Source organism: Enterococcus sp. DIV0187, assembly GCF_051713785.1.
GTDB classification, from domain to species: Bacteria; Bacillota; Bacilli; order Lactobacillales; family Enterococcaceae; genus Enterococcus_A; species Enterococcus_A avium.
The window spans coordinates 3,987,227-4,002,422 of record NZ_JBIOQO010000001.1; the positions used below are offsets into that span (position 1 = coordinate 3,987,227).

At 38.8% G+C, this 15,196-nt stretch carries 14 protein-coding genes; all 14 read left to right on the top strand.

Going from position 1 to position 15,196, the window contains the following annotated elements:
• Positions 1–174 precede the first annotated feature (174 nt).
• The 14 genes from IGI52_RS19370 to IGI52_RS19435 all read left to right on the top strand — a co-directional run bounded on the left by IGI52_RS19370 (position 175) and on the right by IGI52_RS19435 (position 15,181).
• Entirely contained in the window at positions 175–3,453 is a 3,279-nt protein-coding gene (locus IGI52_RS19370; RefSeq protein ID WP_438782133.1) for a VaFE repeat-containing surface-anchored protein, read from the top strand.
• A 56-nt stretch (positions 3,454–3,509) separates the two neighbouring features.
• Entirely contained in the window at positions 3,510–4,466 is a 957-nt protein-coding gene (locus tag IGI52_RS19375; RefSeq protein ID WP_438782134.1) for a class A sortase, read from the top strand.
• A gap of 30 nt (positions 4,467–4,496) precedes the next feature.
• Positions 4,497–4,619, top strand: a complete 123-nt coding sequence (locus IGI52_RS19380; protein WP_438782135.1) for a hypothetical protein — start codon at positions 4,497–4,499, stop codon at positions 4,617–4,619.
• Positions 4,620–5,999: a glucosaminidase domain-containing protein gene (locus tag IGI52_RS19385; protein WP_438782136.1), complete on the top strand. Its 1,380-nt coding sequence runs from the start codon at positions 4,620–4,622 to the stop codon at positions 5,997–5,999.
• A 671-nt stretch (positions 6,000–6,670) separates the two neighbouring features.
• Positions 6,671–7,354: a reverse transcriptase domain-containing protein gene (locus tag IGI52_RS19390; RefSeq protein WP_438782137.1), complete on the top strand. Its 684-nt coding sequence runs from the start codon at positions 6,671–6,673 to the stop codon at positions 7,352–7,354.
• Between the two features lie 170 nt (positions 7,355–7,524).
• The gene (locus IGI52_RS19395; RefSeq protein WP_438780297.1) at positions 7,525–8,751 is read left to right on the top strand and encodes a tyrosine-type recombinase/integrase; all 1,227 of its coding nucleotides are present in this window, start codon (positions 7,525–7,527) and stop codon (positions 8,749–8,751) included.
• Complete coding sequence (locus tag IGI52_RS19400) at positions 8,751–9,725, top strand: tyrosine-type recombinase/integrase (protein ID WP_438782138.1); 975 nt, start codon at positions 8,751–8,753, stop codon at positions 9,723–9,725. The genes IGI52_RS19395 and IGI52_RS19400 overlap by 1 nt, the downstream gene beginning before the upstream one ends.
• The gene (locus IGI52_RS19405) at positions 9,712–10,722 is read left to right on the top strand and encodes a site-specific integrase (RefSeq protein ID WP_438782139.1); all 1,011 of its coding nucleotides are present in this window, start codon (positions 9,712–9,714) and stop codon (positions 10,720–10,722) included. The genes IGI52_RS19400 and IGI52_RS19405 overlap by 14 nt, the downstream gene beginning before the upstream one ends.
• A gap of 79 nt (positions 10,723–10,801) precedes the next feature.
• Complete coding sequence (locus tag IGI52_RS19410; protein WP_438782272.1) at positions 10,802–11,953, top strand: reverse transcriptase domain-containing protein; 1,152 nt, start codon at positions 10,802–10,804, stop codon at positions 11,951–11,953.
• Positions 11,954–12,186: 233 nt separating this feature from the next.
• Positions 12,187–12,738, top strand: coding sequence for a hypothetical protein (locus tag IGI52_RS19415; protein ID WP_438782140.1), 552 nt, complete (start codon positions 12,187–12,189; stop codon positions 12,736–12,738).
• Between the two features lie 4 nt (positions 12,739–12,742).
• On the top strand, positions 12,743–13,102 hold the full coding sequence (locus IGI52_RS19420) for a hypothetical protein (RefSeq protein ID WP_438782141.1): 360 nt from the start codon (positions 12,743–12,745) through the stop codon (positions 13,100–13,102).
• A complete protein-coding gene (locus tag IGI52_RS19425; protein ID WP_438782142.1) occupies positions 13,077–13,481 on the top strand; it encodes a hypothetical protein in 405 nt (134 codons plus the stop codon). Before IGI52_RS19420 ends, IGI52_RS19425 begins: the two co-directional genes overlap by 26 nt.
• 19 nt (positions 13,482–13,500) lie before the next feature.
• On the top strand, positions 13,501–14,193 hold the full coding sequence (locus IGI52_RS19430) for an LPXTG cell wall anchor domain-containing protein (protein ID WP_438782143.1): 693 nt from the start codon (positions 13,501–13,503) through the stop codon (positions 14,191–14,193).
• A gap of 31 nt (positions 14,194–14,224) precedes the next feature.
• Entirely contained in the window at positions 14,225–15,181 is a 957-nt protein-coding gene (locus IGI52_RS19435; RefSeq protein WP_438782144.1) for a conjugal transfer protein, read from the top strand.
• The last annotated feature ends 15 nt before the right edge of the window (positions 15,182–15,196 follow it).

The window sequence follows — 15,196 nt, forward strand, 5'->3', positions numbered from 1 at the left end:
GTAATAAAAAATTAAATAGCGAAACGAAGCCACATCCTAAGAAATCAATTTCATAGAATGTGGCTATTTTTGTGTCTAAAAATGGTGGTGATTGCTTTTTATCCAATTAGAAATAGAAGTCCTTAAATCATTCCAACAGGAAAAGAACCAACAAAACTAGTATGGAGGAAGTTTATGAAAACAAAAATCAGTCGAATTATTTTTTCATTGTTTATGATTGTTACGCTGCTTACACAGTTGATTCCTTTTCAAACGATCACTGCCTATGCGGAAAGTATCGAAACAACACAAACGCAAAAGAGTGACGAGAAACAAAAATCGACAGACTCTACCAAAAATACACCGCCAGAGTCAACGAGTGAGCCAGATAAGAATACCTCAGAGAGTACAAACAACTCAAAAATTCTAGAAAAACCAACAGAACAACAATCTGTTGAAACTAAAAATAAAGTTGATAGTGACAAAGAAAAAGTTGACCTAGATGGTAGTGTCTATGGTTCAGGTGCAGGCGTACCTGGGAAACAAGCTCTTCTTCCGAAAGCGAGAGCACTTTCGCCAGATTTACCTACATTCTTTGGTATTTCAACCAATGCGATTACTACCGAATTGGCCGCCCACCAAAATGATTCCTTCTACTTGGGCACACCTTATCGTGGGCTGTATCTGAATCCTGATGAAGCGTATTGTTTGAGTCCCAACGGTGCGCCAACAAGCTATGGACCTGGGATGAATTGCACAGGATTTGTGGCAACAGTCATTCGTAGAGCTGGTGGCGATATCTCAAGAATCACCAACAACAGCTCTGGTTTCGGTGGTGCTGCGAATGCCTATAACTGGCGTGATGTGTTACGCTCAACGACTTATGCGGATACCTACAATTCGGTATCTGAAATGTTGGCAAGCGGCACGATGCGTAAGGGCGATATTATCTACTTTGAACCGGATAAATCAGTGACGAATTACGACTGTCATATTGGTTTTTTCTGGGGAAATAATTCCAGTGAGAACAAATTTTGGCATAGCTATGATCCAGGAGGAAACATCATTTCTGATATCAAAGCAAAGTCCCCTGCAGAAAAAATCTATGTTTTCCATAATGCACCACCAGAAGTACCAAAAGGAAAAGTACTGTTGAAAAAAGTCGATGACACTGGTAAGACACTTGAAGGCGTTGAATTCAAGCTTACTGCGAATGGAAAAACGACTACGAGTAAAACCAACAGTAAAGGTGAATTGACAACCTCTGATTATGAAGTTGGAACAGAACTTCATTATGAGGAGACTGCTACCATTGCAGGCCATTATATCGATACTGCTTCCAAAGGAACCGTCACAATTAAAGAAGGAACAAATACGATTACAGTGAAAAATCCTCGATATGCCAATCTGACGTTGAATAAAAAGAATGATGCAGGCACTAACTTAGAGGGTGTTGAATTTAAACTTACTTATAACGGGAAAGAACACAAAGTGAAAACTGATAAAAACGGTCAAATCAATGTGTTGAATCAGCTAAAGGACAATACCAAAGTGGATTGGGAAGAAACCGCCACAATCGCTGGTCATTACATTGACACTGCCAATGCCAAAGGATCGCTAGTCGTTAAATCTGGTTCCAATATTATTAATGTCAGTAACCCACGATATGCCAACTTAACCCTCATCAAACAGGCCGATAAAGGGAAAAACCTAGAAGGTGTGGAGTTCAATCTTCATTACTATGGCAAGGATCATAAAGTGAAGACGGACAAAAACGGGATGATCAAAGTGACCAATGACTTGAAGCACAATACAAAGGTCGATTGGGAAGAACTGAAAACAATTAAGGGCCATTATATTGATCCAGAACACTCTAAAGGTTCTCTAGTGGTGAAGTCTGGTGAAAACACCATTAATGTGAATAACCCAACGTTAAACTTTGGGATGACTTCTCAAGCGAGTAATCAAGATGGCGCTCAATTTGTCAATCCAATGAAGGGCCAACAATTACAGGATGAGGTCATGATTCAAGCCAACCAAGCACCTGCCAATGCAAAATTACGGTTGACGAGTGATTTTGTCGAATTTGGGACAGGGGAGCAGTTGGGTGAAGAATCATTGAAACAAGTCAATGAGTTCGAAGTGAAACAACCAGTATTTGTGAAGAACGTTTATTTAGACTTTGACGCAACAGGCATGAATGGTAAAAAAGGTGTTTGGACGAATGTCTTAGAATTTTACAATCCTTCTACCGAGGCTTGGGAAGAAGTGGCTCGTCATGATGACTTGAAGAATGAAGCAGAGTCGATTCAGTTTGTGGCTCCTGAGATTCATACTGAGTTTTTCTTCTATGATCAAAACAACAATGAAACGAAACTGACTGACCCATTGAAAAAATTGAAAGGCTTTGACCGTGTGTTCTATAAATATTTGATTTCTGGTCAAACCTATACGTTTGATTTGTCTGTGATGGATCGTGAAACTGAAAAAGAGTTCCAAGACCCGAATGGAGAAATCGTTACAGGATCAATTACAGTGGTTGCAGGAGTTGATGGTGAAGTGACTTCGACCATCAATGCAAAAGAATACTATGAAAACCGTGCTAAAGAAGAAGCGGAAAAAGAAGCCGATAGTGAAAAAGAGAAAGAAGAAAGCAACGATTCGGATGAATCAAAAGAAACGATTAAACCCATGGCTGCAGAAGAAATTGTGGATGCAGAAGTCCCAGCAGCAGAAGAGGAGCAAGAAGAAGCAACGGAATTCTCAGCACTGAATGAGGTTGAACTACTTGAAGGCTATGTCGATGTGCCATTTGAGGCGGACTTGTCAGCAGCGAATGGAAAAATCTTGGTCGCTTATGAGCAGCTTTCAACCAATGACACCCCAATTGCGGAAGAGAAGACGATTGATAATGAGAAACAAACAGGGAAAGTAAGAAATCCTAAGATCGGGACAAAGGCGCTGGTCAATGGTGAAGTAGAAGTAACTACTGACGGCAAAGTAACATTAACTGATGAAGTCGGGTTTGAAGATTTAACGCCTGGTGTGGAATATGGACAAAAAGTTATCTGGATGGACCCACGGACAAAACAACCCGTCATGATCGATGGGAAAGAGTTGACTTCAACCATCAAATTTACGCCAAAAGAATCAACAGGATCGGTTACGGTCACGATTGAAGATGTGGCAGTTCAACAATTATTCGGTAAGGACAATAAGATTCAATTGGTTGCTTTTGAGGAAACAACGTCCAATGATGAGGTTGTGGCTTCTGAGAAAGACTTCAACAACAAAGGCCAAACCATTACTATCAATAAACCCGTTGAGCCATTAAAACCAATGAGTCCAATAAAAACATTGCCTCAAACTTCTGGCTCACTAGGCGACTCAACAATCTGGTTAGTCTTAGGTCTTGTATTGATTGCAGGAGCTGTTTTTGTGGTCGTGAATAAGAAACGTCAAAACAAGAAATAAGAATCTTTCAAAGCGTCCTTTCTTTAGGGCGCTTGATTTTTTCTAAGGAGGAAAGCGTGAAAAAGATATGGGGAATCGTTCCTTTTTTATGGATTCTTTTGGGACTCATTGTTTTTGGGGCAAGCTATTACGGCTATCAGTTATTGCTTCATGCGAATGAGCAGGCAGAACAACTAACCTATCCTATTGAATACAATGGTGAAACGAAAGAAAAGCAGAAACGAAAAATAAAGAATGCCGTTTATTGTCCACGCCAAATTAAGCCCGTTACACCAAAAACTTATGCGAAAGCTCAATTACGCTATACAGAAATCGTGAACCAGTGGGGCATAGGTGCCTTGTTTATTCCGAGTGCAAATATTCACTCAAAAATTCTTGCCGGAATGGCGAATCAAAACTTGATGGTCGGTGTTGGAACCTACTACAAGGATCAACAATTATCCAGAGGTAATTATGTTCTTTTAGCTCACAATTTGGTCCAAGGAGGCGGAACTCTTGGAAACTTACCAAAGACTTCTTTGCAGGAAATCATTTATGCAACTGACTTTACGAATGTGTATGAATATCTAGCAACAAAAAATGACGTAGTGAATGAGACTCGTGGTGAGTTGTTGGCAATTCCAGATGAGGATGAACCAGCAGTTTTGACGCTTATTCGATGTGAAGGTGGGATCAATACGCCCAATCGTGCGGTTGTTCAAGGAGAATTTCTAAAGGAATATCCAGTAAGTGAAGCCAGTGATTCAATCAAACTGGGTTTAGGCCTAGTTGAAAATTATTCAGTCAATGACGATTCAGCGGTTAGCTCACAAAATAGTTCTAATAAACCTGCGTATCCATCAAAAAAAGACTGGAAGCAGAAGAAGCACCCCCCGATCTATTCGCCCATTCAAGCGTTGTGTATTTATCTATTTACGCTATTGAATGAAGTACCTGTGTTCATGGGTATCAGTTATTTGATGGGGCTTTTGGTTTTCACACATATAGCCACTCACAAACAGGCGGAGTTTTAACAACTACTTTTACACGAAAGGGGAACAAGGATGATTTGGATTCTTTTAGCTTTTATGGCAGGAGGCACAATAGGTGCACTGTTTATGGCAATGTTAAGCGTTGGGAAATATGACGACATCATGAACAATAGAATGGATGGGAAGGATGAGTAAATGAAGAAATTTTCAACCGTTGCTTCGGCGGTAATGCTTAGTTTGCAAGCATTTCTTTCAACGCCCTTAACGGTATTTGCCCAAGAAGGTCAATCGTTAAAGGCAAGAACAGGGCAGGTACAACGGGCAACGAAAGCTACGGATACAACCGACACAACTGAAACGAGCAGTGAATCAATCAAGGAGTCAACCAAAGAATCAACTACTGCAACATCAAATGAAAGTAGCACGATTTCGAGTAGTCAATCAAACTCAGAAGCTACGAGTAGTCCAACGAAATCCTCCGAGTCTACAACACCAAGCAATCAAGAACCACCAAAAAAAGAAGAATCCAAAGAGGAGCTAAAAGAAGAGGTCAAGCAAGAAACCCAACAGGAAGAACCAAGCAGAGAACAACCGATCCCAGCTACTGAGAGATCACAAGAATCACCGACACCACAAACCATGATTGATCAAGAAGCAACTATCGATTTATCCCGCGTTGTACCATCAAGTAGTGTCACTCAAGATGGAGCGATCTATTTTGAAAAAGATGAATCGGTTGATAGCTTTATTCGGAAAATAGGAGAGTCTGCTCGAGAAATTGGGCAGGAAAAGGACCTTTATGCCTCAGTGATGATTGCCCAAGCAATCTTGGAATCGGCATCCGGTCAAAGCCAATTGGCAAAAGCACCGAATTACAATTTATTTGGCATCAAGGGAACCCACAAAGGTAAATCGGTTTCAATGGCGACACAAGAAGACTTAGGAAATGGTACGCTTTATGCGACGCAAGCTGGCTTTCGAGTCTATGAGAACTATGAAGATTGTTTCAATGATTATGCCACACTATTAAGGGAAGGTTTGACAGGAGATTCTGAGTATTATGCAGGGGTGTGGAAATCGAATGCGAAAGCCTATCAAGAAGCAACGAAGTTTTTGACGGGTCGTTATGCGACAGACACGCAATATGATCAAAAACTAAATGGTCTGATTGAAACGTATGAACTGACAGAATACGACAAAGAAATTCAAGGTGCATCAATTAGTGCCACCGGATACAAAATTCCTTTGAATCATTACACCATTTCGAGCTCGTATGGAAACCGTGGATCAGAATTCCATCGTGGGTTGGATTTGGCTGCAGGTCGAGGCGAACCAATCCATGCGAGTAAAAAAGGAACCGTCATTATGGCAAAGTTTCATTATAGCTGGGGCAATGTAGTAGCTATTGAACATGATGATGGAATGACGACTCTTTATGCGCACCAGCAACAGTATCTCGTTCAACTTGGGGATCAAGTCGAACAAGGCCAGACTATTGGATTTGTGGGAAGTACCGGTAATAGTACAGGGAATCATTTGCATTTTGGTACGACACGTTTCTGGATAAGTGTATAAACGAAACCAGACACCTTCCGACAGGAAGGGAGAACTTATTTTTCAAGAAGGGGAATGAGACCATCATGCTGGTTGAAACCTTTCCTCTGAGACTCCTGCATGCAAATAAGAGTGATAGATCAAATTTGTGTGAAGTCAGGTGAAGTCGGCTGAGAGTTACCCTAACAGTTTAAGCTGAGGAATGTGTTCTGGAGGCAGAATATGTAACCTATAGGCCGGGAGGCTAAAAGCTATATATGATGAGAATGACATATGGATGTCTGACAAAGCAGCGAATGTACGAATCTAAAGCAGGACAGAGTGCGAAAGGCTCTGGCACACAAAGGTGTGGTAAATTACCGTTTAGTACGAATCGAGATTAGGAACAACGGTATCATTAGCAAAGAAATGATAAATTTACAGGTTCATAGCTAGCCATCTAAGTATAGTGAATAAAAGCTAGAAAAATAGGAACGTGGAAAGCAGAAAACTTCTATATCAACCAGCTATTACTGGGAAGGTTGATGGTAACATCATTTGTTTCTGTGATGGTAGGGACATAGTACCAATGAAACGTCTAATCAACGTGGAGGGATGGTCCCAAGTCTAAACAAATAAGATTAACAAGCGAAAGATGAAGCTCAGGATTCGAGTAAGACTAGGAGAATACCAAAGCAAGGAGGTATGCCTACTTGAGCACATTGGAAAGAAGTATTGAATATTACGGTCTGACAAATTTGTTTGATCAGTTATATGAAGAAAGTTCACAGGGAAAACAATTCAAGAAGTTGTATCAGTTCATTGTATTAAAACAAAATATTCTACTAGCATACCGCAGCATTAAACGTAATTCGGGTTCAAAAACACCAGGAACAGATGAAATGACCATTCATGAGATAGAAAATTTGAGTGAGAAAGAATTTGTCGAGATCATTCGACAGAAATTGGCTAATTATCACCCAAAAAGCGTTCGAAGAGTGTATATCCCTAAAAAGAATGGAAAGAAACGTCCGTTAGGTATTCCAAATCTTTATGATCGAATTATTCAACAGTGCATCAAGCAAGTTCTAGAACCGATAGCAGAAGCAAAATTTTTCAAACATAGCTATGGTTTTAGACCATCAAGAAATGTATCCCAAGCAATGGGGAGGATGCACAGTCTAATAAATAGTGCTCAACTGCATTATGTGGTAGACGTCGATATAAAAGGTTTTTTCGACAATGTGAATCATAATCTTCTCAAAAAGCAATTGTGGAACTTGGGTATCCAAGACTACAAAATAATTGCGATCATCAGCAAGATATTAAAAACTGAGATTGAGGGTGAAGGGTGTCCAACAAAAGGCACGCCACAGGGTGGGTTATGTGTAGCTTAGCATAAGCCTCCTAATGCACAGTAAAGAATAATGTAAAGTGAAAGCGTAGAAGCCGCATGGATAGGAGTTTTACGGCTAAAACACTACGCATAATAAATTGATTAATGAATTATATCCTGCCAAGATTATTTTTAGGGATATCCCTAAAAATACATTTTGGAGGCAAGAACATGAAAGAAAAAGTAAAGCTAAAAGAACTTATCAAACTGCTGGATCAAGAGCTTCAAAGGGTTGGTTATAAAGAAGCCACTCTAAATTATTATCGAAGTAACTGGAAAAGACTCACTGACTATTTTGATTCACAAAATGAATTTTATTTTTCAGAATCCGTCGCTATGCGCTATGTTGATGAGAAATGTGATTTCTTCGCTAAAGAACAAGCTGGCACACTCACTCAAAGTAATGTGTATTTATTCCGAATCGTCCGTATGCTAGGTGACTTCCAACAACACGGGATTGTTCTTCGGCGTTATAATCAAACTCTAAATAAAGTTAATCAGGCGAAACACTTAAAACTATTGGAACGGTTTGAAAGAGAATGTTATCTCGCTGAATATGCTAAATCTACACAAGAAAGTTATAGTAGAACCGCGGAAAATTTCTTGTACTTCATAGAGGGCAATGGGATTATTCTTGAACAAATAACAGCTTCTAACCTAAATGATTTTGTCAAAACACTATTAGGTTATCGTCCTAAAATGGTTGAGTTTGTTTTGTGTGGCACTCGATCCTTTCTACGCTTTTTGTATAAAGAAAATGTCTTAAAAACCGATTGTACCGTTCTAATCCCTACAATTCATGTTCCAAACCAAACGATTATTCCGTCAGTTTGGGATAAGGATGATCTCTATAAATTAGTAAACGCAATCGACAGAGAAAACCCTTCGGGTAAAAGAGATTACGCGATTATTCTTTTAGTCGCGCGTTTGGGGCTTCGATGTATAGATATTAAACACTTAACTTTTTCTAGTTTGAACTGGGATGAGAATTATTTAGAATTTGCACAATCAAAAACGAATAATACTGTTCGATTACCGCTTTTGAAGGACGTGGGTTGGGCAATCATTGATTATATTAAAAATGGCCGTCCTATCAGTGATTCGCCTTACATCTTTCTTCGCCATCTTGCACCTATTGGAGCTTTTTCGGATAATGATCATCTCCATCAGATGATTGTCAAACATATGAGAGTTGCGAAGATTCCAGTTACAAAAGAGAAAAAAATTGGTATGCATTCTTTGCGTCATACCTTAGCTACAACATTGCTTGAAAATCATACGCCTATCCAAGAAATTTCAGATATTCTCGGACATCAAAGTACTGAATCTACACCTATTTACCTAAAAAGCAGCCTTCGGCTACTTAGCGAATGTGCGCTTAGTCCGGAGGTGGAATAGTGTTGTTTTCCTCAAGGTTTGCGTCTTATATCATAGGATTAATTGAACAAAAAAGAGCATTAGGCTACAAATACGAATCTGAAGTACAGATTCTACGTCGTTTTGATAAATTTTGTGTTGACTATTATCATGATGAAAAAAATTTAACAGTTGATTTAGTGATGGATTGGTCAAAGAAACGACCCACAGAAAAGGCAGCTACTTTGCAAAATCGTATTACACCAATCAAAGAACTAGCTAAATATATGACTCGACTTGGTCTTGATGCATTTATCTTTCCAAGAGGAATGATGCCAAGACCTACACGTTACATTCCTCATATCTATACAAATCAGGAATTAAAGAAAATATTTTTTCAAGCAGATCAATGTCACTATTGTTCTCAAGTTCCCTATCGACATTTGGTAATGCCAGAATTTTTCAGATTACTTTACAGCTGCGGTATGCGATTGTCAGAAGCACGATTACTGAAAGTTCAAGATATAGATTTAACAATTGGTGTGATTAAGATAGTAAATGCTAAACTGGGAAAATTTCGACAATTACCGCTTTCTCCAGAAATGTTAAAACGACTAAATAGTTTTTTTCAGACCGTTCACCTATTTTCTCAACCCGAAGATTGGTTTTTCCCGGGTTACCACGGTAAACCGATGACCAGGGGAAATGTAGAAAAAAACCTACGAAAGTTTCTCTGGCAAGCACGGATACCACATGGCGGACGTGGAAAAGGTCCGAGAGTTCATGATTTACGTCATACTTTCGCTGTTCATTGTCTTCGGAAATGGACCTTGGAAAGCAAAGATTTAAAGGTGTATCTTCCAGTTTTACAAGCTTATTTAGGACATGTATCACTGAGTGATACTGCTTATTATCTTCATTTGACAGCAGATGTGTTTCCAAATATCACTAAAAGAATGAATGAAACTTTTGTAAATGTAATCCCTGAAATTGGTGATTCTCATGAAGACTACTGATTTTGCCAAACACCTGACGGACTTCTTTACAAACTACTTACCGATTGTTAGAAATTTGAGTAGTAACACTATTTCTTCTTATCGAGATTCTTTTCGATTATTATTGAAATTTTGTCAAGAAGTTCAGGGGATAAAACCAGAAAAATTGTGTTTCAATATGATCAAAAAAGAGCTGTTAACAGACTTTTTGAACTGGTTAGAGACAGACCGTTACTGTTCTATCGCGACAAGAAATCAACGACTAATGGCTATTCATGCATTTTTTAAATACGTGCTAATACAAGAACCAGCTTACATGCATCTATGCCAGCAGATTCTGCAAGTACCCAGTAAAAAATGTCAGCGATCAACGATTGTTCATTTAACCGTTGAACAAACAAAAGAACTATTGCATGCCCCCAATCCACTAAAAGCAACGGGGAGAAGAGATAGAGCCATATTAAGTGTTCTTTATGATACTGGTGCAAGAGTTCAAGAGCTTTGCGATTTACAGGTTTGTGATGTAAGACTGGATCATCCAGAAATGATCACTTTGACCGGGAAAGGTCGTAAAACAAGAAACGTCCCTATTTTGGGAAATACTGTCAGTCTTTTACAACAATATATGATGGAAAATAATCTTTTGAAAAACGGCCGCCAAGCATTTCCATTGTTCTTTAACCAGCAACGAAAGAAATTAACTCGCGGAGGTGTCACGTATATTCTCCAAAAATACGAGACAGTCATAAAGCAAAATCACTCTAGCTTATCCAAAAGGTTAACCCCTCATATATTAAGACATTCAAAAGCAATGCATCTATATCAAGCTGGAGTAAACCTCGTATATATTCGAGATATTTTAGGCCATGTAGATATTTCTACAACTGATATCTACGCTCGCTTAGACATGGAGTCCAAGAGACAAATACTTGAAAAAGCCTATCCTAAAATTACTTCTGACGAATTACCAGAATGGAATCAAGACAATCAATTGCTTGATTTCTTAAATAGTCTTTGATTATTAATCAATTTATTATGCGTAGTGTTTTAGCCGTAAGACTCCTATCCATGCGGCTTCTACGCTTTCACTTTACATTATTCTTTACTGTGCATTAGGTGGAGTTTTATCTCCATTACTAGCTAATATTGTTCTGAATGATTTAGATCAGTGGGTATCTTCCCAATGGGAAAATTTTAATTCAAAGCATAAATACTCTAAAGGAAAACTACATCGAGCCTTAAAAGGAACGAAACTCAAAGAAGGATATCTTATTAGATACGCGGATGATTTCAAGTTGTTGACCCGATCTTACGATATGGCGAAACGCTGGTATATCAGTATAAAAAGGTATATAGAAAATCACTTGAAACTAGATATTTCACCAGAAAAATCAGGAATAACTAATCTGAGAAAGAAACGTTCAGAATTTCTGGGATTTGAAATCAAAGCGGTGCCTAAAGGTAAGAAGTGTACTGCCCGAACCTATGTTAGTAAAACAAGTAAACATACAATGATTGGAAAACTCAAAGATACTATAAAAAGAATTCAAAGAAATCCCGGATATGTCAATTTACTAAACTATCAAATATTAGGTATGCACAACTATTATCGAATTGCGACAACTGTATCAGCAACGTTTTGTGAAATAGATTATGTGCTTAAGAAGGCAATGAAAATTCGATTTAAGACAAAAGGAACATATAGTAAACCACTGTATGGAACTTCAGAAACCTTTACCAAACTTTACAGCAAAAACTATCGAACATGGAGAATTAATAAAATATGGGTGTATCCCATAGCAGATGTTCAATTTAAAATACCACTAAACTTTATTCCAGGGACAACTCCTTATACGTCCGAAGGACGACAGAAATTCTACAAGGGAATAGGCATCGATATAAAAATTGAAATGGCCAAAATGATTAAACGTCGCGACTCTGGTCGATCAGTTGAATATGTCGATAATCGTTTATCTAGGTATGTAATGGTTGGTGGAAAGTGTGAAGTTACAAGAAGGGTTCTAACGTCAGAAGAGCTACATTGCCATCATGTCCTTCCAATAACACAAGGAGGAACGGACAATTATCACAATTTAAAAATAGTACACGAAGATGTTCACAAATTGATCCACGCAACAAGCAAGCCGACAATACTTAAATATTTGGTTGAACTAAAATTGACAATTGAACAACTAGAAAAACTAAATTTACTTCGAACTAAGTGTAATCTAAAGCCAATTAATCTATAAATGTTTAGATGGAGCGCCGTGTGCGGTGAAAGTCGCATGCACGGTGTGGAGGAGGGGAAAAGTTGGAGATAGCCTCAAAAACTTACCTATTCCTACAAGTTTGTAAGGATCGCAGTTTGTCTCAAGGTATGTTGGTTGATCCGCACTATGTACTGTTTGGAAATTAATTTTGAATCGTTTGTCTAAAGAGTCTTTATCTAAGGCTTTTTTTTCATGGAGGTGAGGTTGTAGAAATGGAATTTATTGGAGAGCCAATCGTAGAAGAAGAGTTTATTGAACATTATCTCTATTTGTTTGAATCAGCGATTCGGCGCTTATGTTCGATTGATGAATTCTTTCCAAAAGAAAAAGAGTATCTGCAAGCAGAATATCGCTATGCGTGGCTGTTGTATCAACAATTTGAAGCAGAACAAAAGAGACCCCCTGATTATCGATTTTTGAGTGATAGTGTGACCAATGCGGTCATAGCTCGTGAGTACCTGTTTCAAGAACGAGAAAAAAATATCATGAATGCGGAACATTTTGCGGAAAGATATATCGAGCTATTACGCTCGCAAGGATTACTTTCAGTCACTGTTTTTGACTTATCCGATTATGCTTTTGTCTTGCAAAGTGAACAGCATCGAGCAATCAAATGGTATGAAGAGGAGGATCAATTTACGGAGGGCTATGAAATGATGCGTATTCAGAACAATCGGTTTCTGCAGAATTATGTGATCCAACAAATGGCAGATGACTTTCTTGATCGTTACTCTGTGTATATGAAGAAAAATCAAGAGGATTGAAACGATGAGCGGAACTATTGCTGTATTGGGCATGTTCATGTTTTTAACAAAAGTGATTCTGTATGCTTTAACATCCAAATTTGATTGGCTGCAGAGGAAAGACAAACTGACTTGGAGACGAGGGTTTAAGCGAAATCGTTATGAACTCCTTCTAAAATTTGAGGATGGTCGTTTAGCTTGTTATACCCTATATGCCAATTATTCAAAGTATCAAGCGGCAGACTTAGTAGCGAAACTATTTGACGGCCATTCTTTTGTCGGAATAGAAGTGAATCATCGTGCCTGTTATTACCATTCCTCTCAAATCATTAAAATTGAAACACAGAAGATGTCAGTGAATGAGCGAAAGAAAGGCTCTATGTAACATGGTAGATTTTCAAATTCTGTATGACCATCCTCAGTTTCAAGAATTTCGACAATTGATTGAGGATGTGTTAGCAACTATACAACCAACTACCCAACCCTTTGTCGGGTTGCCCAAAGAAATGAAGGTTCAATTTAAAAATAATCCAGAAGCGTATCAGCGGTATGTAAAACAACGGGTTCGCTATATCAACGAGCGAGAACAAAAGCGGCAACAGTTTATGAATTGGTGTACCAAAGAAGTGATTGAACAATGCAAAGAAATCTTTCCTGATGAAGCGTACGTTCAGCTTGTCACGGAAATGATCGCAGGATTGAATCAATTATTTTTAGCATGTTATGAATCCATGACACGCTATTCTTATGAAGTAAACTTTTAATGAATGGAGAAAATAAACAATGAAAAAAAGAACGATCACCTTATTAACGATCACGAGCATGACTGTATGTGGGTTACAGCTTGGAGAACAGAGGGCATTTGCCAATGAGTTGCATTCGACTACTGCAGAACAAGAAAAGCAACTAGTGAAATCAGAAGGTCTAGAAGAAGAACTACCAGGAGAACTGCCGACAGACCCTGAACTGCCGACAGATCCAGAATTACCAGTAGAACCTGAAACACCCGAAGTACCTGAACAACCAGAGATTCCTGAAACGCCGGAAGAGCCTGAGATTCCCGAAGTTCCTGAAACACCAGAGACACCCGAACAATCTGAGAATCCGAACAAGCCCGAAACACCAGCTCAACCAGAACAACCGGAAACACCACAGACTCCGCAAGAACCAACAACACCTGAGGAGGATGAGGGAGGAATCATCCATCAGCCGACACCAGAATCTCCTGTTGTGACGGATACGGGAGAACAAATTGTCTCTGTCAAAGATGGCGTGGCGTATAAACAAACACCTGCAGGCTTAGCACCTATTGATGGTGAAGTAACGGCTTTACCAGATGGGAATATTTCAATTAAAGCGGCAGACGGCACAACCAAAGTGTTGCCAAACACAGGTGAAGTATTAGCCAACGGTTTGTCTGCATTCGGTGTTGGTTTGGTTTCAATGATCGGCTTGATCTGGAAGTTTAAACGATAAAAAATTGATGAAGAGGGGTGTTAGTTGAACAATGAAAAAACAATCTCTTCGGAAAAAAGAAAAAACGACGAGTGAGAAAATTCCTAAAGTAAGAAGACTCCATACTAAAACAATGAAACGGCTGTTCTGGATGGGTATTTTTTTCTTGAGTATTTCGGGTGTTTTGGCTTTTCTTCAAACACAAGGCTTACGAATAAAAGTGAGTTTACTCGGTAAAGAAGTGGTCACGATCCAACAAGAAAGTAAAAAAGAAGCCCGCAGTTCAGTGATCCTGACACCTGAAATTGAATCGTTTATGAACCGCTTTGTCGCTTTGTACATAGCGGTTTCAGAAGATAGTGAAACACAAAAATTACGACAAGAAACACTCTTAAAGGAGTATTACGCCAAGGGAATCAAGGAAGGGGATTCTGTATTCTTTGGAAAACGAACGCTTAAAGCCGCCTCTTTTACCTCGTTGAAAAAAGTAGAAGGTGTTGCGACTGCCAGCTATAAAGTGACCTATATCATTGAAACAAAAGATGAAGAGGGTCAAGTAAAGGAAGTCACCGTTAGCCAGTTATTGAATATTCCTTTTCAGTCATCGAAAGTTGGAAGTCGTGTGATTTCTTACCCTTACTTTACAGCGCTAAAGGAAAATAGAGAAAAGGCAAACATCTTAGGCTATGATTCCAACAACTATGATTCAGTGGATGGGATGACCCGTGAGAAAGTAATGGACTATATTGAAGAGTTCTTAGAAAAGTATGCGGAAAACACATCAGAAGATATGCGTTATATGATGGATGATCCAGAAGGTTTAAATGGTTCAGCAACCATTGATCAAATTAGTGGGCAAGTGTTTCAAGAGAAGGATCACTTTGTTGTGAAGGTGGCAGTCAAATTTAAAGATAAAGGAACGGAACTGATTTGGCAGGAAAACATGTCGATTGAAGTTGTAAAAAAAGCGGATAAGTATTATGTTCAGAAATTGTCGCATACATGGTAACAACAAGGAGGGAAC